Raw genomic sequence first — 24,301 nt, 5'->3', positions numbered from 1 at the left:
TTACATATGTTAAAAACCACAGACTTATAAACATATATTTATTTAAAAATTCATATATTTAAAATAGATACAACCCCGATCTATGAAAAAAATTACTCTATTAATCAGCTCTATAGCTGTTTTTTTGCTTTCACTCACCCCAACAAAAGCGAATTCCGACAAGAAATTATTACACAACAACGCTCCCTTAACCTCTTTGGGGATTTCCTTTGAAGAACATTTAGTAACTATTGGCTTGGATAACGCTGTAGATGGTGAAATACCACAAACACCCGAAATTTTAGCCACAACCCATTTAGATGTTTCTCATAAAAATTTGAATGACTTAGATGGAATTGAAGTTTTTGAAAATCTTGAAGCACTATTTGCTGTAGGAAACAACCTAACAACGATAGACTTAAGTAGTAATTCTAAACTCTCTCATTTAAGCCTTAAAGAGAACGACTTAGACGTATTAGACCTTTCGGCAAACACAGAACTAAAAGAACTGTATGCCTGCGCAAACAACTTTGTAAGTATAGACCTTAGTAACACCCCCTTACTAACACATGTAGGATTAAAGTATAATAAATTAATTGCTATTGATGTTAGTAATAACCCTTTATTAGAGCTACTAGAAGTACACTCTAACACAAAAGCTCTTAACCATTTAATATTGGGTACCAATCCTAATTTAAAATATTTATTTGCGAGTCACAACAGTCTAACCTCAATCGACTTATCGGGTGTTTTAAATTTACAAGAATTACACCTGAATGATAATTTATTAACTGGCCTATTAAACTTAGAAAGCCACACAGAATTAAGAGTTGTTAACTTATGTAACAACTTGTTAGAAGACATAACAGACTGTGCTTACAGCAAAGTAGAAGAAACGAAAGCTACTTTTAACACACTAGAAGAATACTTAGTTCATGTTGGTTTAGACAACGCTATTGACGGTACAATACCTGTAACTCCTGAAATTACGACTATGAAAGTTTTAGACATACCTAAAACAGGAATTAGCGACATGAGTGGTATTGAAACTTTTGTAGGTTTAGAAGAATTACATGCTGCTTGGAACAAAATAAACATACTAGACTTAACCAACAACACCGCTTTAAAAACAGTAAATGTAGTAGGTAATCAAATCACTAATTTAAACGTAACTGATTTGACTTTACTAGAGGGATTATTTGCGAGAAGTAACAAACTTACCTCTATAGATTTAAGCACAAATACCGCCTTAAAAGAGATCAGTTTAAAATATAATTCTTTAAATGGTTTAGATATCTCCGCAATTAACAATGTAGAATATTTAGAAGTAGTTGCCAATGAAATTATGACTTCCTTAATTATTGGAAACCAACCCAACCTAACCACAATATACGCGCATTGTAATATGTTTACAAACGTAGATATATCGGGTGCTCCAAATATTAAAATCCTTAGATTACAACACAACAAATTAGAAGGAACATTAAATTTAAGCAATCACACTAAATTAGAACAAGTAATACTTTTCAACAATAAACTAGAGCAAATCAATTTAAAAAACGGGACTAATAATCTTATTTTAAATGATGGGTTCAACGTAAAACAAAACGAGCTCCTTACTTGCGTTATTATAGACGATGAAACATATAGCTCTACCAACTGGCTAAACATTACCGCAGCAAGTATTTTTACCGAAGACGAAACTTGTGGAGTAGCTCCTACCACTCCAGACCCTACTCCTATTGTAGTTACGGGGGTTGAAGTTAGAGATGGTCAAATAGTAATTCCAAATGATGTAGATAGAATTGAAATTAGAGTTGGTTTTACATTGGTTAACAATGAAAACCTAAGTGGTATCTACCTAGTAACCTATTATAAAAACAATGGTTCTACATACTCTAGACTTGTCTTTGTACTTTAGAAAGAACCAAACACTATGAATAAAAACAAGAAAGCCTGCTTTAGAGCAGGCTTTCTTATTGAATTAAATTCTAAATTTATTTCTTGTCTATCAATTCTAATTTTTCTGCAAAGTACTCACAAAAATCTCTCATCGTTGCAGACATTTTTTCATCATTCGTTGCTCTTTCAAATGTATCAGCCATCTGCACTAATGTTTGATGAAAGAAAACTTTCATTTCGTCTACTGGCATTTTTTTAGTCCATAAAGGCAAGTACAACGTTTCTTTATCCTTAGCATCCCACACAGATAATAATGCAGCTTTAGCTTTATCTTTTGTTACTCCGCCATCGGTTGCAGACCACTCAATAGTTTCTGGAATTTTATTCTCATCCAAACCAATTTCGAACTCTATTTTTGACTTATGTAATTCTGACATTTTCTTAATTTTAGACTGCAAAGATATACATTATCGACTAGCTAGTACTTTTTGGGTTTGAATTTAGATTTATTTAGAATCTCTTCTGCATCTATCTCCATTAACTCATTTACAGAAACCTTATTATTCTTAGCATAAGCGCTAACAATCTGCCAACCAATATACTTCCCTATACTTCCAGGCGAAGACATATCTGCAGTTGTAAAAAACTTAGAGAACGGTGCTAAATCTATAAAACGCTCTTTTAAAGAAGGATCTGTACTAAACAATAAATCATTCTTAATAAAATAACTCCACACATCAGCTTCGTTACTTAATGCCCATTGATATTTTTCTGGTGTATACCCCAATTTAACCTCATTAGCAACCAACGGCAAATACAAATCCAACAAATATAATTTCTTACCTTCAAATATTAGCTGCCCTAAAAAAGTCCTATTCTCATCAAACGAATACTGTGTGTCAATTATTTTTTTTGCTACCGCTGTAGTTAAATGTTTTGGAGTAAACGTTTCTGATAAATACATAGAAAAACCATCGTATATAGGATGCTCCTTCCCTAAATACATTTCTAAAGAAATCAACAATAAATCTCCTGCATACAAAACCCTATCTTGATAAGATACACCCGTTAAATCTGTTACCACTATTGGAGGCACAAACTCTTTGTTGTAAAATTTAATATGTTTAAACAAATCTTCTAACTCTTTCTTTTGAGAGCTAAAGTCTCCGTAAACTTTTTTAACTTCTTTGTACAAAAAATACTGAGCTGTATCCTTCATCCTATTTACAACAATACTATCTGGCATAGAAACCGGAAACATATAAGGATATTTCATCTTTAAGTCAGGTAGATCTTCTGCTTTAGAAGTAAACAAAGCATCGTGAAACAACGCAAAATCTACAGCTACTTTTGTTTTGTTTATCTCCACTTCTGTTTTAGACGTATCAGAGCAAGAAAAAATCAGGAATGAAACCAACAATAGACAACTCCAATTTTTCATTGAATAAGGTATTTTTAAGTAAATTTGTGATAACCTCAACAAAAATAAGAAATAAGCAATATGGAAACTCAAAAGATAGCTGAACATATTATAGGATGGCTAAAAGATTATGCAAACAAAGCCGGTGTTAAAGGATTTGTAGTTGGAGTATCAGGTGGTATTGATTCCGCTGTAACATCAACCCTATGTGCTAATACAGGATTACCAACAGTATGTGTAGAAATGCCAATACACCAACATCCTGATCAAGTTTCTAGAGCACAAGAACATATTGCTCAATTAAAAGAACGTTTTTCTAATGTTACAGACGAACGAGTTGATTTAACTGAAAGCTTTGAAACTTTTAAAAAAGCAGTACCAACAAGTGAAAACCAAGCTATCTTAAACTTAACGTTAGCAAACACTAGAGCAAGATTAAGAATGACAACACTATACTATATTGCTGGTTTGCATAGTAGCCTTGTAGCTGGTACAGGAAATAAAGTAGAAGATTTTGGTGTAGGATTTTATACCAAATATGGAGATGGTGGTGTAGATGTAAGTCCTATTGCAGATTTGGTTAAAAGTGAAGTTTTTGCTCTTGGTGCTTATTTAAAAGTTCCTAAAGCCATACAAACAGCAGCACCTACAGATGGATTATTTGGAGACAGTAGAACTGATGAAGACCAATTAGGAGCAAGCTACGATGAATTAGAATGGGCTATGGAACAGCAAGAAAAAGGAGCTTCTATTGATAGTTTCTCTGGAAGAGAAAAAGAAGTTTATGCTATTTACACCAAACTAAACTCAGCAAATCAACATAAAATGCAACCTATTCCAGTTTGCGAAATTGCTAAAGAATTAAAGGGCTAACAAAGCCTTACTGCAAACAAAGGAATATTTTTTTGAAATTTATTCACCTATTACGTAATAAAAGCATCCAAACTTTTACTAACGTAATAGGTCTAATTATATAACATCAAAAAAAACTCCTATGATTGCAAAATTTAGCAAAATCATCACCACTTGTTTATTACTCATTTCTAGTTTCGGATTCGCTCAACAAGATTTCCAAGGAAAAGCTCATTACTATGCTAAAACAGACATAGACATGGGTAGATTTGAAAACCAAAATTTTTCTGAAGAACAAAAAAAACGTATCAAAGATCGTTTGACTAAAATGTTCCAGAAAAAATACACCATGGTTTTTAACCAAACTGAATCTATTTACAAAATAGAAGAAAAACTAGAGGCTCCAGGACAAGGAGGTGGAAGAGGGAGAGATTTTAGAGCCATGATGTCTGGTGCAATAGATGGTGATTACTATAAAAATGTGCAGTCTAAAACAAAGCTAAAAGATGCAGAACTTTTTGGTAAAAAATTCTTAATTAGCGATTCCTTAGTAAACTTTCAATGGAAAATGACAGGAGAAACCAAAAACATTGGTCAATATACCTGTTTTAAAGCTACTGCAAAAAGAACGATAAAAGACATGCCCACTCCTGGCCCTCCTAAAAAAGGAGAAAAGCCTAAAAAAGACAATAATCTTAATATTGTAGACAAAGAAATAGAAGTAGTGGCTTGGTACACCATGCAAATTCCAATAAGCCAAGGACCAGAAGATTACTGGGGACTACCGGGATTAATATTGGAAATAAAAGCAGACAAAACTACCATACTTTGTTCTAAAATTGTTCTAAATCCTGATGAGAAGGTTACCATTAAAAAACCTAAAAAAGGAAAAAAGGTTTCTGAGAATGAATACATAGAAATTTCCACTAAAAAGTTTATGGAAATGAGAGAGCAGTTCAGAAAAAGAAGAGGACAGAATTCTGGTAACAGAAACAGAAGATAAAAAATGAGAACAGTATATATTAACTTATTGCTATTCCTAATCTGTTTTACTGGATTTAGCCAAATAAAAGTACAAGGTATCGTAAAAGACAGCCTTAACAAACCTATGGTGTTAGCAAATGTAGTTGCTATTAACCAAGCAAGCAAAATGCTAGACTCCTATAGCATGACTAACGATGAAGGATTTTACAAACTAAACCTTAAATCTAACGCTAGCTATATACTACAAGTTAGTTATATAGGTATGAAAACAAAAGAGTTTCCTCTTACCACTAAAGACAAGGACATCACAAAGCACTTTAACCTGCAAGCAGACAATGTTTTAGACGAAGTTGAATTGGTGTACGAAATGCCTGTACAAATAAAAGGAGACACCTTAATTTACAACGCAGATTCTTTTAAAAATAAAACCGACAGAAAATTAGGAGATGTTTTAAACAAGTTACCTGGTGTAGAAGTAAATGACAATGGAGAAATAGAAGTAGATGGTGTTGCCGTTAGAAAAGTAATGGTAGAAGGAAAAGATTTCTTTGATGGAGACTCTAAATTAGCTACTAAAAACATTCCAGCCAATGCTTTAGACAAAATTGAAGTTTTAAAGAATTACGACGAAGTTAGTCAGTTAAAAAATGTTAGAAATAACGAAGAAAGTATAGCTATAAATATTCGACTAAAAGAAGGAAAAAAGAACTTTTGGTTTGGAGAGGTAACTGCAGGTGCTGGTTTGAACGAACGATTTATTGCACATCCTAAGCTTTTCTACTACAGCCCTAAATACAGTCTTAATGTTATTACAGACTATAACAATATTGGTGAAGTTCCTTTTACCAGACAAGATTATTTTAAATTCTCAGGTGGTTTTAGAGGTGCCAATAGAAATAGTGGAACCAATTTTAATGTAGCTTCTAACGACATTGGTTTCTTAACCCTACAAAACAACAGAGCCAAAGAGATTGATACCAAATTTGGAGCTGCTAACTTTAACTACTCCCCTAAAAAAACTTGGGATATCAGTGGGTTTGCGATCTACTCGGGTAATGAAACTAAAATTGAACAAACCTCTGTTAAAACATTTAATAATGGTTCTGAAGAAAACACCCAAAGTAACACCCATCAAAAATCTGATTTAGGTCTATTTAAACTAAGCTCTAAATACATTCCTAACAGTAATAATCATTTAGATGTTGATGTTTTTGCCAAAATATCTAAGCAAACACAAGTAAACGACTTTTATTCTTCTATACTACAAAACATAGACGAAACCCAAAGTCAGAATCCTTATAACATTAATTCTAACCTGAATTACTATTATACGTTAAACGAGAAAAACATTTTTGCCGCTGAAGTTCAATTTTTATTCCAAGAAGAAGATCCTTTTTACAACGCTATTCTAGACGAAGCAAGTCCTTTTGGCTTTGCTAATATTCTAAATTTAGATGATTCTGCAACAGGCTATAACCTAGAACAAAACAAGAGAATAAAAACAGATAAATTTGATGGTAAGTTAGATTACTGGTACGTGATTAACGACAAAAGCAATCTAAATATAACGCTTGCCGGAATGATGAGTACCCAACGTTTTAATTCTGAAATTCTACAAATTTTAGACGACAATAGTAGCCTAGCACCAACCCCAGAAGGAGACATATCTGCAATAAATGATGTAAAATACCATTTTAACGATGCTTATATAGGTGCAAAATACACCTTAAAAGCCGGTATTTTTACTTTTAGACCCGGTTTCTCAATTCATAAATATCAAACTAAAAACGAGCAATTAAATAGAACTGTAGAAGATAACTTTGTACGATTTCTACCGAATTTTAACACAAGAATTCAGTTAAAAAAATCGCAATACATTGTTTTTAACTATGCCATGCAAAACACTTTTACAGATGTAAACCAATTAGCAGAAGCATTTGTTTTTAACAACTACAACTCTTTATTTAAAGGAAACAGCGAATTAGAAAATCAGTTAAACCACAATTTTAGATTAAACTTCTTTAGTTTTAACATGTTTAACTACACAAATATCTTTGCTGCTATTAACTATAATAAGAAAAGCAATCAAATTAGAAACAGACTAAACCCTTTAGCCGGATCTATCAACCAGGTTTCTAGTCCGTTTAATTCTAATTTTGAAGACGAAACACTTACTTTTAACGGTCGCTTAGAGAAAACTATTGGAGATATTAAAGGATCTTTAGGTGCAAACTTTAACTATAGTAAATTCAACCAATTTGTACGAGAAGAAGTAAATATAAATGAAACTTTTACGCAAAACTATCGTTCTAAATTTAGCTCTAATTTTGACAAAGCACCAAATTTTGAAGTTGGTTACAACCTTAGAATAAACAAATATAATCAAGGAAATAACAACAATACATTTTACACCCACAGCCCTTTTGTAAACATGGATGCTTATTTCTTAAATGGTTTCTTATTCAGTTCTAGCTATACCTATTCTAATTACCAAGATCAAGAAAGAACCTTAAACAAATACAGTTTTCTAGATGCTAGTCTTTCTTATCAAAAAGGAGACAGTAAGTGGGAATATAAATTATCTGCAACCAATTTACTAAACAACAAATCTCTAAACAGAGACAATATCAATGTTCAGTTTACAAATACTAGTGAGTACTTTGTACAACCAAGATATATTATACTGAGTATTAAATACGATTTGTAATTTTTTTAACACATCATCAATATAGCCAATACTCGCTTGTTCAGACAAATAGTATTGGCTTTTCTTTTTTTATAAAACTACATTTTGGTAACGTTTCCGTTAAAAAACACATAGATATTTACTTACAAAAGACAATAGAACAGTTGTTATTCTACATCTAACATTATTTTTGGTTACCTTTTTGATATTCTCATCCACACGGAAAAAAGAAGATCTCAAATAGATTCTTTTCATCAAACATAAAAACTGAAAAATGTATTCTAACAAATTGCAACTACCAATAGTATCCATTCAACTCAATAGTAATAAGCTATTGTGGTTACTAACTTTCGTGGTATTAACTTTATGTATTCAATTTAGCACAGCCCAACAAAAAGCATCTACTAAAGGCCACTGGAGACAAGTAGCCCCAGGTATGTCTGGAAGCAATAGAGCTATTTATACAGACAAAGTAGATCCTAAAAAACTATGGGTTGCACCAGATATGGGAAATGACTACATCACGTTAGACGGAGGAAAACATTGGGAAACTAATATTCCTTTTAACGGTGTTTGGTCAAAAAGAAATGCATTAAGTGATGTCTGTGTAATGAGCGACCACAAAGACAACAATGTGGTTATTAGCTTAAAAAGGTCGGATATTCATCTAAGCACTGATGGAGGATACAATTTCACCAAAATCTCAAAATTTAAATCTGGTAAAGGGCCTAAATCTTTCTTATATACAGCTCAACCACACCCAACAAAAAAAGGGACATGGTATATGGGTGTTGGTTTAGACACTAAAGATATTAGAACAGGAGTAAATCCAAATCCTTTAAAAGGGATAAAGAAATCTGAAGCAAAAGTTTGGAAAATAACAAACATTACAGAAAAAAGCAGAACTATAAAACCTATTCCTAATAAAGGAATGGATACTGAGTCTGCCGTTTTCGACATCATTTGTCATCCAAATACATCTAAATACCCAGACATGTTGTTTGCTGCCACCTCATCTGGATTTTACAGGAAAGCAAACACTAAAAGCAACTGGGAAAAACTACACAAAGGTCCAACCAAAGCAGATTATCAATGGGATGGTAAGACTTTAACAATTTATGTTTTAGAACAAGCAACGTATCAATTAAATGGAGATAGTTTAATTTCAAAAGGAGGAGTATATAAAACTATCACTCCTGAAACTGTCAGTATCAATTCCGGATGGGACGACACATCAAAAGACTTATTTATTGATTTAACAAAGACTAAAGTTCAGAAGCAAATCTTTGGTTGGATGATTAAAAAATGGTTTGGATTGGATAGAAAAGCAAAAGTAACGACTAAAGTACCCGCTTCTTTCTTACAATACTATACAGATATTTTATGTGACCCTACAAATCCAAACAAAGTATACATGTCTGTATGGGGAGGGTTTGAAAACAAACCTGTGCGTGGAGCTGTTTGGGCTACAAAAGACGGAGGTAAAACTTGGTTTGCAGCTCTTAGACCCGGTATTGGTTTTGAAGAAGATGCTTACTGGAAAGAAAAACAACCCAATCATACTGGTAGAAATGTAGATTTACAAATACATCAAAAGAAATTCCCAGATCATTTAAAATACGGAAGAAGAGCAGTTCGTACCATGGCAATAACTACAGACGGAACTTTATATGCATCTACTGTAAAAGGATACCATACTGTAAAATACAACTCTAAGAACGACAAATGGACAAGTGTAGACAACACTTACAAGGACGGTTGGTACTATGGGCATGGAAATGCAGATACTGGAGCATTTAATGTAATTCCAGACATCCACCACCCTGGAGAAATGTTTTTATTGCAATACGAACTTTCTGCTTGGAAATCTTCTAACAACACCCATCCTGACTATCCAGGAATTGTTGGAGCTAAAATTATACCCGCATTAAAAGACAAGGGAAAAAGATGGGCACCAGGACAACCATACTACACTCCAACTACGGTAGCTTGTCATCCAACAGATCCTACTATTTTCTATGCAATGTCATCACGTACAGGAAAATTCGTGAAAATTACAGAAAACGGCACCAAACTAGAAAACATTAGCGAACCCATAAATGTAGAAGAAACACTAATCGTTCCTAAAATGCAAGTTGTTTACTGGTCCGACTTAACCATTGCTTCTGATGGAAAAACAATGTATGCAGTTGCAGAAATCATAGACAACGATAACCGACCAATGGGACAGGTTCGTATTTTTAACCCAAAATCTAGAAAAGGTTTGTACAAATCTTTAGACGAAGGAAAAACCTGGAAATGTGTAAACAACAACTTACCTGAAACTGGAAGTGGTAGTAAAAAAGGTATTGTTTACGGAAGCGGTAGTGCTGCTATCAAGTCTTTTGTTATGGATCCTAAAAGAGAAAAAACCTTATATGCAGCTGTAAGAAAATACAGAGCTCCACAAGGAGAATCTGGATTTGTTGACGGAGGTTTATATATTACTAAAAACGGAGCTGAAGAATGGTCGAACGTTCAAATTCCTAGTGGTATTAAATCTGTTTGGGATGTAGTACTACAAAACAAAGACGGTAAACCTACTAAAATATATATTACAGGAGGTGGAAATGGTGCTATTGAAAAAGAAGGTGATGGTGGTGTTTGGGTAGCAGATTACAAGACAACCGGAAAATACAAAGCTTCTAGTTGGAAAAAGATCTTTAACAAACACCCTTTTGTTTCGCATGTTGCTACAAGTCCTTTTAACGAAAACCTAATAATGGTAGTAACTCGTGAAACATGGAGCAACAACAAAAAAGATGCAGGAACATTTTACAGTACCAACGGAGGTAAAAACTGGATAAAATTTAACCAAGGTAGAGGAGGAATGATGATTGGAGGAGTAACCTTTGATTCTGGAACACCAAACCGTGTATGGGTTGCATGTGAATCTTCTGGTATTTACACTGCATTACTGCCCTTAAAAAAATAAAGAACACTTTTACTTTTAACAAAGCCTTATCTATAACAGATAAGGCTTTGTTGTTTTTAGATTGATATATTTGTTCTAACTTTAATACCATCGAAAAAAATACATGATTCCATTTTCTATTGTTACGCCCGTTTACAACAAAGAAACGTTCTTACATAGAACTATAGAATCCGTATTACATCAAAAGCACTCTAATTTTGAGTTACTTTTACTAAATGATGGCTCTACAGATAACAGCCAAGCTATAATAGACTCTTTTAGAGACCCACGAATAAAAACCTTTACTGGTAAAAACATTGGAGCTGCAGCAGCCAGAAATTTCTTAATAGAACAAGCGCAATACAATTACATTGCTTTTTTAGATGCCGATGATTTATGGATGCCAAATCATTTGACCGAAATGTCTCGATTGATTGACAAATATCCAGATGAAAAAGTCTTTGCCACAAATACTATTAAAACAATCAACCAAACAATAATTCCACGAAATTATTCTATAGAGATAAGCAACAAAGCTGACTTGGTTACTAATTTTTTTGAGGCAAGCTATATAGATTGTATTATACTAACCCCTTCTTCGGTTATACACAAAGATGTATTTGACACTTGTGGAAACTTTGACAGAAATATCAAAAGTGGACAAGACACGGATTTATATATAAGAATAGGATTACACTACCCTATCGTTTTTAGCCCTTTAATAACCGTAAATGTAATTGGTAATTTTCAAAGCCTTTCTAACACCACTAACTATTTAGAAAAAATGAGCTTTGAAAAATTGATGACAAAAGAAAAGGAAAATCTTAGTGCTAAAAAATATTACGATATAAATCGTTATGCTTTAGCCATTCAAGCTAAAGAACAAGGTTACGGAGATTCTTTTAACAAATTAATACAACTAATCAACCCAGAAAATCTAACCTGGAAACAAAAAATACTTTTAAAACTTCCTAGCTTTATATTAAGACTTCTCCAAATTTTAAAACAACAATTCTTTTCTCTAGGTTTTAATTTTACTGTATTTAAGTAAGCTAAGGTTGTTTCTCACTTAAATACTTCCAATAACGTTTTGGAACATGCTGTACATGTAATTTGGTATTCTTTCTTGACTCGATATTTGTACTCTTAAAATAATCCTTCCATAATTGTTGAAACTCCAATTCAATCTCACTAAATATTTCTGATGATGTGTGACTAGGATTAAAGTTAGTACCAAACTCTAAATGAATAATTTCCACTTTATTTAAATCATAATACAAACCATAATTACGTTTTAAATCGTAAACAATCCATTGTTGGTCTGCATACCTATTTTTAAAATGGGTACTGATCAATGGCAATACATTAAAATCTGGTTCAATATTCCCGAAATAAACACCATCCTTGGTTAATTTAAACCGGACAAAAGCCTCCATTCTATGCTTCTCTCGTCCTACACTTTTTGCCAACTCACTAACTTTTAAAATAGATGGATGACTATAATCTGACCCTACATCTTCCCTAGAAGCAATAATATACTGTATGGCCCTTAACAAATCTTCCTCAACACCATTCTCTTCACTCAAAAAAGCAACATATAATCTATAACTAGCAAGCCCTTTTGTTTTTTCTTTAATCTTTTTCCAAACTCTGTCGGCTTTTTCTTTTTCAGTTAGTATCTCTAATTCTTCACCAAACAAACCCTTCTGATGAACACCTTGTTGCTGGATATGAATAGGTCCTTTTAGCTTTAATTCATAGACCGCAAAAACAAGGGACAAAAAACCGTCAAAAGTTCCATCGTATGTTAGCTGATTTACCATTAACTAAATAGAGATAACTGATTGCTAAAGCTAGCACTGTATTTACTCTTAGACTGTTGCATAATAAAGCCCTTTATTTTATCTGCTGTTAAATCTCTTTTCTCAAACTCACTAGAGGCACAAACCATAAAATATTGTGCTCTATTTAGTGCAATTCCTAACTTCTTTAAATGATCCCAAGTTAAATTCCTATGCTTACGTGCTTGTAATATTTTCCCAACTGAATTCATTCCAACACCCGGTATTCTCGCCAACATTCTCTTATCTGCCTTGTTAACATCTACAGGAAATTCATGTAAATTTCTTAAAGCCCAGCTTAATTTAGGATCAATATCTAAATCTAAAAACTGATGTGTTTCGTTCACAATTTCATCAATTTTAAAACCATAAAAACGATACAACCAATCTGTTTGATACAATCTATTCTCTCTCATTATAGGTACTGGTGTTCCTATTTGTGGCAACCTTTCATCGTAACTAATAGGAATATACCCAGAATAATACACCCTTTTCATTCCATATTTTTGATACAAAAAATTAGATGTTTTCATAATCTGCATATCGTTCTCTCCAGTAGCACCCACAATCATTTGTGTACTTTGGCCAGCTGGTGCATATTTAGGTGTACTCTTTATAATTTTTCGTTCCGATTTGTACTGAATAATTTCATTCTTAACCTTCTTCATTGGTTTTAAAAAGTCTTCCTGATTTTTATCTGGTGCCAATAACTTTAAACCTTGCTTGGTTGGAATTTCAATATTCACACTCAATCTATCTGCATACAAACCCGCCTCTCTCATTAACTCATCGCTGGCACCTGGAATGGATTTTAAATGAATGTATCCATTAAAATTTTCTTCTAGTCTTAGCTTCTTGGCTATCGCAACCAATCGTTCCATGGTATAATCTGCACTTTTAAAAATCCCTGAACTTAGAAACAGTCCCTCTATATAATTTCTACGATAAAAGTTAATGGTTAGATCAACCACTTCTTGCACTTTAAAGGCTGCTCTTTTAATATCGTTACTACTACGTGTAACACAATAAGCACAATCGAAAATACAATAATTGGTTAACAATATTTTTAACAAAGACACACACCTACCATCCTGCGTATAGGTATGACAAATTCCAGATTTAGAAGCATCTCCCAAACCTTTATTTTGATTCTTTCGATTGCTTCCGCTAGATGAACACGAAACATCGTACTTAGCGGCATCTGCCAATATTTTTAATTTTTCTTGAATACGATCAAAAGACATAATTTGATAAACTTTTATAGACATAAAGGTAGCTTGCACCTATGCAACAGAACAACATTTATTCACAAGAAACCGTTATTTAGAATATTAAAAAACGCTGCAGCATTTGTAAAAGCCAACACCCCAACAAAACAAAAAAAACCTAACTAACAACCACTTACAATAAAAATTAACGGTTACTATTATCGGTTATTTTTAATTTCTGTCTCTTTATAACATTCTTTTTTCTGAACTTCATGCTTTGCTATAAGAAAAACACATCGTCTTTTAATTTCTTTAAAAACCAAGTATTTTACACTTACAATGAATAAATTTCTCTTTTCACTAGTATTAATAAGTCAACTATCGTCTTTATCAGCTCAAGTTAAAAAAGCATCCGAAAGATATCCTATTTTATACAACATGGTTCATCACAATCCGGGCGAACCAAGATTCAACACCAAGTATACAGAACCTGCCTACATTAAAACTTTAGGCTATAATGGTCAAGCTCCAAAATTCGAAATTCAATGTGCTGTTACTTATGATGACTATGAGTACAATTTAGTTCCGAACAGAACTCCAGAAAAATTATGGATAGAACGTAAAGCAGCAGACATTAGAATTCAATTAGACAATGCACTACGTTCCGACATGCCTATCTATCCTTTTACCGATGTATTGGTTGTACCTAAATCGGTAATGGAAAAATATGGGGATGAAATGAAAATTGATGGTAGGTTATCCATTCAAAAAAAGAGAACCCAAGAAATTTTAAGAGCTCAAATTGCAGAAATTTTTAAGAAATTCCCAGAACTAGGAGGATTGACCATTCGTTTTGGAGAGACCTATTTACACGACACCCCTTTTCATGTAGGAAACAGACCTGTTTACACTCCAAAAGATCATGCAAAAATCATCAATATTCTAAGAGAAGAAGTTTGTGTAAAAAGAAACAAAAAGATATTCTACAGAACGTGGGACTGGGGAAAGATTAAAAGAAAGTTTCACCTAGTACCAGAAGTCTATTTAAAGATTACAGATGCGGTAGCACCACATCCTAACTTGTATTTTTCTACCAAACATGTGAACGGAGATTTTTTAAGAGGGTTGCCCTTTAACAAAACCTTAGGTATTGGTAAACATCAACAAATTGTAGAAGTTTCCATCAATCAAGCGGGGATGTATGGTAGAAATGCACACCCTTATTACATAGGTCAAGGAGTGATTGAAGGATGGCCAGAAATGAAAGAGAAAAAAGGGATTCGTGACCTATACAATAACAAGCAAGTAAAAGGATTTTATACTTGGACTTGGGGAGATGGTTGGTTTGGGCCATATTTTGGAAACGAATTTTGGATGGATTTAAATGCACATGTGATTCAACAATTTGCACAACATCCTTTAAAGTCCGAAGAAGATATTTTTAACGACTACGCAAAGAATGTGTTACAGATGACTCCTAAGAATATTAAAAAATTGCGTGAGCTTTGTATGTTGTCCGTAGATGCAGTTTTCAAAGGACAAGCGACTAGCATTCAAAGAACTTCCCCTTGGTGGATTCGCGATCATTTCTTTACCGCATTAAATATGGGAGTTTTTGTTAAGAAAGGGGTTGATAAACAAGTGTTGGCAGAAAAGAAAGAAAACTTAAAGAGCTGGTATAAAATGGAAAAGTTGGCAAACAGCATACAACTTCCAAACAAAGAAGATGAGGACTTCATAAAAGTATCTACCACCTACGGACGTATTAAGTACGAATTGATAGAATTAATTTATCGTACACAGATTCTATTTGCTCGAATGGAGTTAAAAGGAGAGGCATTAGACCGTAAAGAAGCTCAAACCATTGTTAATACTTACAAAGCAAAATGGGACGAATGGTTTCAGCTAAAAAGAGACAATTCTAACTGTCCAACCCTATATGTTGATTACGAGTCTATACATTGTCAAGGAAACAAACCATTTATTACCTCTATTCAACAACTAGAACAACTACTTACCAAAGAAGTAAACTAATTTTAGCAACCTATAATTCACTATATCAATTCAAGATCGAATTATGAGATTTATAACACGATTAAACCTAGCTATGCTATTATTTAGTGTAGTATCAATTGCGCAAAATAAAAAACCCAATATCATCCTTATTTCAGCAGATGATTTGGGTTGGTCTGATATTGGTTGCTATGGTAGTGAAATCAAAACTCCCAACTTAGACAAGTTAGCAACTGAGGGAATGCGATTTACACGATTCCATAACACTTCTAAGTGTTTTTCTTCTAGAGCGAGTCTAATCACGGGGGTTTATGCACATGATTGTGGTTATAACAAAACGCATACAAACCCAATCACCAACGCAGTTACCATTGGTGAAGTGTTGCGTACGGCTGGTTATGCTACCTATTGGAGTGGTAAACATCATGGAAAAGAAAACCCAATTACCCGAGGTTTTGATAGATACTATGGTTTAAAAGATGGTTGTTGTAACTACTTCAATCCAGGACCTCAAAAAGAAGGAGCGTTAAAACCTGCGAATAAAAGATCTAACAGGGCTTGGTGTATTGATGACAAACTTTTTTACGGATATACACCGCCAGAAAAAGATTTTTATACGACGGATTATTTTACACATCATGCTGTAGACTATATTGAGGATGCTACTCAAAAGAAAAAACCATTCTTTTTGTACTTGGCGTATACAGCTCCTCACGATCCGTTAATGGCTTGGCCAGAAGACATAGCCAAATACAAAGGAAAATACAATCAAGGTTTTGGAGCCATCAGAAAAGCTCGTTTTGAAAAACAACACAAATTAGGTTTAATTGATGAAACTTATAAGTTATCAAAAGCCACGCACAAAAAATGGGGAAATTTAAGTTCCACACAAAAGACATTTGAGGCTCAAAAAATGGAAGTATACGCTGCCATGATTGATCGAATGGATCAAAACATAGGAAGAATCATCCAAAAGTTAAAAAAGTCAAACCAATTAGATAATACTATTATTTTATTTGTTTCAGACAATGGAGCTTCTCATTTTGTTGTAAACATCAAAGACGATAATGACCAAGGTAAAATTGGAGGGATGGATCGTTGGGTTTCTCTAGGAAAAAACTGGGCGAATGTCAGCAATACTCCTTTTCGTTTTTACAAACAATACAGTTATGAAGGAGGTATCAACACTCCTTTGATTGCTTGGTGGCCAAAACACATCAAAGGAAATAGCTTTTCTAATTTTACAGGACACTTTGTGGATATTATGGCAACCTTAGTTGATATTACTGGAGCTAAATACCCCAAAAAGTATAAAGAACAAAAAATCACTCCAATGAGAGGAGTCAGTTTGTTACCTGTCCTAAAAGGAAACACTTTAAAAAGACAAGAACCAATTTTCTGGCAATTCGGACAAGGAAAGGCAATGGAATATAGAGATTGGAAAATTGTAAAACATGGCAACAACAAGACTTGGGACCTCTATCACCTAAACGAAGATCCTACAGAAACGAACAACCTTGCAAAGAAAATGCCTAAAAAAACAAAAGAACTAAAAGCTTTATTTGATGAATGGTTCAAACCATTTAATAGATAAACAACCAAAAATTAAAAATGAAAATAAAACAATTTTTACCAGCTGCGATACTAGTAATTACTTGCCAACTACTGCACGCTCAAAAACCTAACATTCTTTGGATTGTTACCGACGACCAGAGAGCAGATGCTATCTCTTGTTTTAACAAAGCTGTGTATGGAACAAAAGAAAGCCCGTTGGGATATGTATCTTCTCCTAATATTGATGCGTTTGCCAAAGAAGGAGTATTATTTACCAATGCCTATTGCAACTCTCCAGGTTGTGCTCCATCTAGAGCGTCTATGATTACAGGTAAATATCCACATCACTCAGGAATTTATGGCTTTGAACCTACGCACAACGGAACAGATTTTTTTAACCCTGTTACTCCGCACCTAATGCAAACAAAAGGTTACAATACTGCCCGATTTGGTAAATTGGGAATCCGTATTGCCAACTGGCAGGGAGAAGGAAAAAAGCCTAAAGCACTTAAATTCTACGAAACTTCTGTTGAAAAGAAAGACTTACAACGATTGGGAAAATCTGAATATTATTTTAAAGCAGGAAGAGAGAATGGTAAAGTGGCTGGAAAGGTAGAAGAATGGTTTTACCCAGATGGATCTAAAAAAGCATTTTATATAGAACGTAAAGATGGCCAGTTTTCCGAAAAAGACATCAAAATTAGAAAACAACTAAAAAAAGATCACGATATTTTACGTGCCTACACAAGCCAAAGTGGAACCATGATTATTGGTGGAATTGCTTCTCAGCCTACCGAAAAAATGTTAGATGCACAGATTACACAAGCCTTTAAAAACTACTTAAACAATCCTAACAAAACATACAAAGGATTAGATAATAGAAAGAAAACCGGACCTGATACTAGCAAACCACAGTTCATCAATTTGGGATATCATTTTCCACACACACCTGTCTTACCACCTTTAGAATTCAGAAAAAAGTTTGAGGGTAAAAAATATAAAATCCCTGATTTCTCTAAAGAGGAGGTTCAAAAATTACCAAAGCAATTACAAGACCTTTACAAAAAGAAAAAAATAGATGGTCTAACCTACAAAGAAAAGCAGCAAATGATTCGTGATTACTATGCTTTCTGTGCCTTTGGGGATCAAATGATTGGTGATGCTATTAAAGCTTTTAAAAAGTATTGTAAAAAACACCAACAAGAATATTTAATCTTAATGGCTTGTGGAGATCATGGCTGGCAGTTGGGAGAACAAGGTTCTACGTCTAAATTTGCTCCGTATCATTCGTCTAATCACACTACGGTTATTGTAGCATCATCAGACAAAAAGAAATTTCCTGCTAATAGCATTGTAGATAGCTACGTAGAGTTTGTAGATTTTGCTCCAACGTTTATTGCAGCAGCAGGAGAAGATGTAAACTCAAAACAATACAAATATTTAGACGGTTACAATTTAGCTGAGGTGGTAAATGGAAAAAAAGCACCTCGTGAATATGTTCTGGGAGAAATGAATCAAACCATTGGAGACAGAGCCTACATAAGAGGAAAAGATTTTGCATTTTCTATGCGTGTACGAAAAGGATATGGAAAACCCACGGCAAAAGATTTAGTGATAAACGCAAAATGGTATTTAACTTGTAATCCTAAACAAGCAGAAATGGCTTTGTATGATTTACGCACAGATAAAAACGAACAAAACAATGTAGCCTATAACGCTAACTACTTAAAACTAGCAGATTGGTTTAGAAAAAAACTAGGAAATATTGTTTTAGGAGATCATCGTATTGAATCTGATTGGAAACACAAAAACTTATGGAAAATAAGTAATTTCTCTCCAAACGCTGATGATAAAAAACTAAAAATCCCAACAGTAATTATTCCAACCATAGAATAAAAAAAGCCCTTAAAAACACAAATAATGAAAAAAATAATCTTACTAATTTTCAGCTTCATTTCATATACTCTTGTACATGCACAAGAGTTTAGAAAAGACAAACAGGTATATACCGTAGGTACAGAACCTCATGCTACTACACATTTTGTGTATGCGGATGCTAGCTCTGCCTTAAAAGGAGATTACAAAAGTTCTCCTTATTACAAAAGCTTAGATGGCGATTGGAAATTTAAGTGGTCAAAAGATGTTGCCAACAAACCAACAGACTTCCATAAAACTACTTTTAATGATAGCGCATGGAAAACCATCCCTGTACCTTCTTGTTGGGAGCGTAACGGCTATGGAGTACCTTCTCATCGTGGAATTGGTAGTAAGGTTCGCAAAGGAACCATTAAAATTCCTGAAGTACCTAAGGAAGATAATCACGTAGGGAGTTACCGTACTTCTTTTACCGTACCTGCTGACTGGAAAACCAGACAAACCTTTTTGCATTTTAATGGAGTATCTAGTGCTTTTCATTTATGGATTAACGGAAAATACGTTGGGTATGATGAAGACTCTATGACAAGCTCTGTTTTTAACATCAGTAACTATTTACAAGATGGAGAAAACACCATGGCGGTACAAGTCTACAGATGGTCTACGGGGAGTTATTTAGAGTCTGGAGACACATGGACTTTTAGCGGGATTTTTAGAAATGTATACTTACAAAGTAAGCCAGACATTCGTATCAAGGATTTTTACTTTGCTGCCGATTTAGATGAACACTACCAAGATGCTGAGCTAAGAGCTTCTTTAAAAATTTACAACAATACAAATGCAATTCTTAAAGGACAAAAAGTAAACATCGAAATCTTTGATGACAATGGAGTATTATTACCAGGATCAAAATTCAGCACCAAAAAAATGGGCTGGAAACAAGGATCTCCGGGAGCTGAAAGTATTTTAGAAGGATCCGTATCTCTTAAGAATCCTAAAAAATGGTCTGCAGAACATCCTAACTTATATACCATTGTAATGACTTTGGTAGATACTGATGGAAAAACATTAGATATATCTGAGTGTAAGTTTGGTTTTAGAAAAATAGAAATGAAAAATTTACAGGTTTGCATCAACGGAAAACCGATTCTATTTAAAGGTGTTAACAGGGGAGAATCTCATCCCGTTTACGGTAAAACATTGACCGAAGAATCTATGATTCAAGATATTTTGCTAATGAAACAACACAATATCAATTCGGTTCGTTCTAGCCATCATCCTAACGACCCTCGTTGGTATTCACTATGTGACAAATATGGGCTATATGTAATGGATGAGGCTTTGGAATCTCCAGATTATTCTATTCGCGGAAACTCTTTACCAGGAAGTGACATTGCTTGGTTGGCCACGGCATTAGATCGTGCTGTAGCTATGGTAGAGCGTTCTAAAAACCATCCTTCTATTATCTTTTGGTCTTTAGGAAACGAATCTGGTTATGGTAAAAACTTTGCCTTAATGAGTGACTACATTCGTCGTTTTGACCCTACTCGTTTAATTTCTTATGATGGTCGTGAAACAGATATGTGGGATGTAAAAGATTATTTTGATTTGAATAGCTCTATGTATCCGTTTATAGAAGACGATCCTAAACAAAAACACTGGAAACTATTAAGTTTTTGGGCAAAGCCAAAATACAACAAACCTTATATAATGATTGAGTACGCACATGCACAAGGAAACTCACTAGGTAACTTTGGCGAATATTGGCGTGTGGTAGAAAAAACTCCTACCTTCTTAGGTGGTTATATTTGGGATTGGGTAAACCAAACCTATGATGAGAAAATGCCCAATGGAAAAACTCGTACCAGTCACCGTTTAGATTATCATCCTGTTGATAGCCTTCCTGTAAACGGAGACTTTTCTGAAACATGGAAATTAGACAACGAATGTGCAAAAGGAATTGTATTTGCAGATCGTACTCCTAAACCATCTTTACTAGAAGTTAAAAAAGCCCAACAATTTATAAGTACAACTTCTGTAGAAGGAAAGCCAAATGTATTTGCCATTAAAAACAAATACAACTTTACCAATCTAAATGAATTCAATGGTACTTGGCTATTGTTAAAGAATGGAACCATTATTAAAAAAGGGGACATAGTCACTCTTGATATTAAGCCGGGAGACACAAAAGAAATCTCAATAGCTATTCCAAAACTAAAGAACACTTCTGAATACACACTTCAATTTAGCTATACTTTAAAAAATGCTACTGCTTGGTCTAAAGCTGGATACAAAGTAGCTAAAGACGAAATTATTTTACAAGCGCATCAACCTGAAATCAAAAAAGCTGCTGGATCGATTGTGTTGTCAGAAAACAACAATCAAATTACCACCCGTAGTAAAGGATTTAAAGTTCGCTTTGATAAAACCAACGGAATTATTACTTCTATTGTAGCAAACAACAAGGAGTTGATAGCGCAATCTGGAGAAGTTACAGGACCAGAATTAAACATCTTCCGTGCTCCTATTGAAAATGACAATCATTATAAAAAAGGCTGGAAAGCAGCCAACTTAAACCAATTAACAGAAAAAGTAATTTCTATCCAATCAGAACAGATAAACAAGTCTTTGGTGGCTGTAAACATTGTCAAAGAGTTCAAATCGGACTCTATTACCTTTACACACGAATGTACTTATAACATTACAGGAAAGGGGCAAATTACACTAAAAAACAAAGTAACTCCAACAGGAGGAAAAAGCTTAGAAACCTTGCCTAGAATGGGAATCAAACTAGGGTTGGTACAAGGGCTAGAAAACGTAAACTGGTACGGTCGTGGACCACAAGAAAACTATCCAGATCGTAATGAATCGGCTTTCTTAGGAAATTACGCATCTACTGTTACCAACCTATTTACTCCGTATATAGTACCTCAAGAAAATGGAGCTCGTTCGGATGTTAGAACATTAGCACTTTCTTTTAAAAATCATAAAAAACCAAGTATAAAAGTAGACGCTAGCAAACCTTTTATTTTCTCGGCATTGCATTACGATGCTTTGGATTTAATTAAGGCTAGTAGACCTGCTTTCTTAAAAGATAGAAAAGAAACTATCTTGTGTTTAGATGCTAAAATGCTTGGATTAGGAAATGCTAGTTGTGGTCCAAAGCCATTAAAGCAATACTTATTACCAATAAAAACCTATGAGTTTGACTTTACGTTGAGTTTTAAATAAGTTGAACAATAACTTACGCTAAAAACAAAAAACCTACAGGTGTTACCGAGGCTACTGACAAAGTATGCTTATTTTGTAAAAAAGGTTTTTCAAAAAGAGATTTGACATGTAAATGTTGAATCTCTTTTTTTATTTCAATACTTTTTTGGGTTAATTTTTGAGACTTTAAAAGAGTTTGAAGAGGTTGTTTATAGCCTTTTTATAGGCTTTAGTTTTAGAACTATTCGTTCTTAGCTTAATTTCAAAATTCTTTTAAGATTTACAGCAAAAATGGTCAAAGCACCTTGCATTTGCATATTTTCAATACCATACGAGGTAGCTCTTCCATAACCATGAACATTTTTTAGTTCACCATTTTTAGCTTCTATCTTATAGCGATGCTTTGATTTTTCTTTAAAATAGTCTGTTTTTTCAAAATCAATTTGCTCTTGGTGTATTTTTGATTTTATGGATATCGAATATGTTTTTGACTTAGCTCCTTCTTTATAACATCCTTTTCTTAAAGGGCAGTTTTTACATTTTTCGACATTAAAATAATAGGTGATTACTTGATTTTTCTGAGTATTCTTCTTGCCTTGAATTGCTTTTTTTGTTGCTAGATGTCCAGCAGGACAAACAAACATATCTGCATCTTTATTATAATCAAATTCATTTTCTTTTTTTCTGAATCCTTGACTAATCGCAGGATTTAACTTTGCTACTATTTGAATGTTTTTTTCTTTGGCTAATTCTAAATTTTTCTTGCCTGAATAAGCTGCATCCCCAATAACTGTATCTACAGCTATTCCATTTTTTTGACTTTGCGCTATAAGTTCTGGCAAAATAGGTCCATCTCCTTTTTCGCCTGAAGTAACAACGGCTCCTGTGATAATTCTTTCTTGTGTCATGGCCAGATGACTTTTAAATCCAAAAAAGGAACTATCTGATGACTTGTGTCCTATTTTAGCATCCATATCTTTAGATACAACTTCTTGTTGGTGTTGTTCTATATCATCGATAGATTCTTTTAATAGGTTCAATTTTTCTTTTACAAAAGGTACTTCGCTAATTGTTGGGGAAGCTTCAAGTAAAGTTTCTAACTTTTTACTATAGGTCATTTCTTTTTCTAAATCATTACAATCGTTTTTAGTAGGCATTTTATGTTTCCAATCTTCCTTGTAGGTATAAACAGCTTTTCGAAGTTGTTTTGATCTTTCTCGCAAGATATCAATAGCTGAAGATGGATTAGATTTGGATAAAGTATGCGTAGCATCAACAATGATAGAACCCGAACGGATGATTCCTTTTTCGACAGCAATACTTACGGTTTTGTTAATTAATAAATCTAGTAAATTGGTGTCTTTAAGACGTTGCCTACGGAATTTTGTTAAGGTACTTGGATTGATTACTCCCTGCTCAGGTAGCATTTCTAAAAAATACTTAAAAGACATGTCATAACGAGAACGATCTACCACATCAACATCTGATAAAGTGTAAATCACTTTTAATAATAGGTACTTGAAAAGTTTTACAGGGCATTCAGCTGTCCTACCTTGATCTATGGAGTATTTATCTAAAAGTTCTTCATAAATAAAACTAAAATCTATTAAGTCATTGATTTTTCTTAATAAATTATCTTGGGGAACTATCAAATCGTAAAGTGAACTATATTCACTTAGACCTAAAGTTTGTTGTTGATTCAGCATAAAGAAAAATACAAAAAAAGAAGAATAGAATTTAATAATTCTATTCCTCTTTTTTATAAATATACTTTTTCAGTAGCCTCGGTGTTACCTGTAGGTTTTTTTTATGAAATTTTATAAA

At 33.6% G+C, this 24,301-nt stretch carries 15 protein-coding genes; 10 read left to right on the top strand and 5 right to left on the bottom strand.

What is annotated here, in order from left to right:
* Positions 1-82 precede the first annotated feature (82 nt).
* The gene (locus tag ACXHHC_RS12185) at positions 83-1,900 is read left to right on the top strand and encodes a leucine-rich repeat domain-containing protein (protein WP_458226652.1); all 1,818 of its coding nucleotides are present in this window, start codon (positions 83-85) and stop codon (positions 1,898-1,900) included.
* A gap of 76 nt (positions 1,901-1,976) precedes the next feature.
* On the opposite strand, the gene gldC is transcribed toward ACXHHC_RS12185, so the two are convergent.
* Both gldC and gldB read right to left on the bottom strand, forming a co-directional pair.
* A complete protein-coding gene (gene gldC, locus ACXHHC_RS12180) occupies positions 1,977-2,318 on the bottom strand; it encodes a gliding motility protein GldC (protein ID WP_458226651.1) in 342 nt (113 codons plus the stop codon).
* A 41-nt stretch (positions 2,319-2,359) separates the two neighbouring features.
* Complete coding sequence (gene gldB, locus ACXHHC_RS12175) at positions 2,360-3,322, bottom strand: gliding motility lipoprotein GldB (RefSeq protein WP_458226650.1); 963 nt, start codon at positions 3,320-3,322, stop codon at positions 2,360-2,362.
* A 60-nt stretch (positions 3,323-3,382) separates the two neighbouring features.
* On the opposite strand from gldB, the gene nadE reads away from it, so the two are divergent.
* The 5 genes from nadE to ACXHHC_RS12150 all read left to right on the top strand — a co-directional run bounded on the left by nadE (position 3,383) and on the right by ACXHHC_RS12150 (position 11,827).
* A complete protein-coding gene (gene nadE / locus ACXHHC_RS12170; RefSeq protein WP_458226649.1) occupies positions 3,383-4,174 on the top strand; it encodes an NAD(+) synthase in 792 nt (263 codons plus the stop codon).
* 121 nt (positions 4,175-4,295) lie between these two features.
* A complete protein-coding gene (locus ACXHHC_RS12165; protein WP_458226648.1) occupies positions 4,296-5,156 on the top strand; it encodes a GLPGLI family protein in 861 nt (286 codons plus the stop codon).
* Between the two features lie 3 nt (positions 5,157-5,159).
* The gene (locus tag ACXHHC_RS12160; protein ID WP_458226647.1) at positions 5,160-7,844 is read left to right on the top strand and encodes a carboxypeptidase-like regulatory domain-containing protein; all 2,685 of its coding nucleotides are present in this window, start codon (positions 5,160-5,162) and stop codon (positions 7,842-7,844) included.
* Positions 7,845-8,097: 253 nt separating this feature from the next.
* The gene (locus tag ACXHHC_RS12155; RefSeq protein ID WP_458226646.1) at positions 8,098-10,797 is read left to right on the top strand and encodes a glycoside hydrolase; all 2,700 of its coding nucleotides are present in this window, start codon (positions 8,098-8,100) and stop codon (positions 10,795-10,797) included.
* A gap of 103 nt (positions 10,798-10,900) precedes the next feature.
* Complete coding sequence (locus tag ACXHHC_RS12150) at positions 10,901-11,827, top strand: glycosyltransferase family 2 protein (protein WP_458226645.1); 927 nt, start codon at positions 10,901-10,903, stop codon at positions 11,825-11,827.
* 1 nt (position 11,828) lies between these two features.
* Here ACXHHC_RS12150 and ACXHHC_RS12145 read toward each other — a convergent pair whose 3' ends face one another.
* Positions 11,829-12,599, bottom strand: a complete 771-nt coding sequence (locus ACXHHC_RS12145; protein ID WP_458226644.1) for a TIGR03915 family putative DNA repair protein — start codon at positions 12,597-12,599, stop codon at positions 11,829-11,831.
* The gene (locus tag ACXHHC_RS12140; protein ID WP_458229253.1) at positions 12,599-13,861 is read right to left on the bottom strand and encodes a putative DNA modification/repair radical SAM protein; all 1,263 of its coding nucleotides are present in this window, start codon (positions 13,859-13,861) and stop codon (positions 12,599-12,601) included. Before ACXHHC_RS12140 ends, ACXHHC_RS12145 begins: the two co-directional genes overlap by 1 nt.
* 303 nt (positions 13,862-14,164) lie before the next feature.
* Between ACXHHC_RS12140 and ACXHHC_RS12135 the strand changes: the two genes are divergently transcribed.
* From ACXHHC_RS12135 to ACXHHC_RS12120, 4 genes are all read left to right on the top strand, one after another.
* Entirely contained in the window at positions 14,165-15,859 is a 1,695-nt protein-coding gene (locus tag ACXHHC_RS12135) for a hypothetical protein (RefSeq protein WP_458226643.1), read from the top strand.
* Positions 15,860-15,932: 73 nt separating this feature from the next.
* A complete protein-coding gene (locus ACXHHC_RS12130; protein ID WP_458226642.1) occupies positions 15,933-17,432 on the top strand; it encodes an arylsulfatase in 1,500 nt (499 codons plus the stop codon).
* Between the two features lie 17 nt (positions 17,433-17,449).
* Positions 17,450-19,288 (top strand): sulfatase-like hydrolase/transferase, encoded by a 1,839-nt coding sequence (locus tag ACXHHC_RS12125; RefSeq protein WP_458226641.1) that lies wholly within the window; start codon positions 17,450-17,452, stop codon positions 19,286-19,288.
* Between the two features lie 24 nt (positions 19,289-19,312).
* Entirely contained in the window at positions 19,313-22,498 is a 3,186-nt protein-coding gene (locus ACXHHC_RS12120) for a glycoside hydrolase family 2 TIM barrel-domain containing protein (protein WP_458226640.1), read from the top strand.
* Positions 22,499-22,728: 230 nt separating this feature from the next.
* Here ACXHHC_RS12120 and ACXHHC_RS12115 read toward each other — a convergent pair whose 3' ends face one another.
* A complete protein-coding gene (locus ACXHHC_RS12115) occupies positions 22,729-24,183 on the bottom strand; it encodes an IS1182 family transposase (protein ID WP_458226392.1) in 1,455 nt (484 codons plus the stop codon).
* Positions 24,184-24,301: the final 118 nt, after the last annotated feature.

This window comes from Wenyingzhuangia sp. IMCC45574, assembly GCF_054182685.1.
This window is presented reverse-complemented; position numbering and strand designations above follow the sequence as displayed.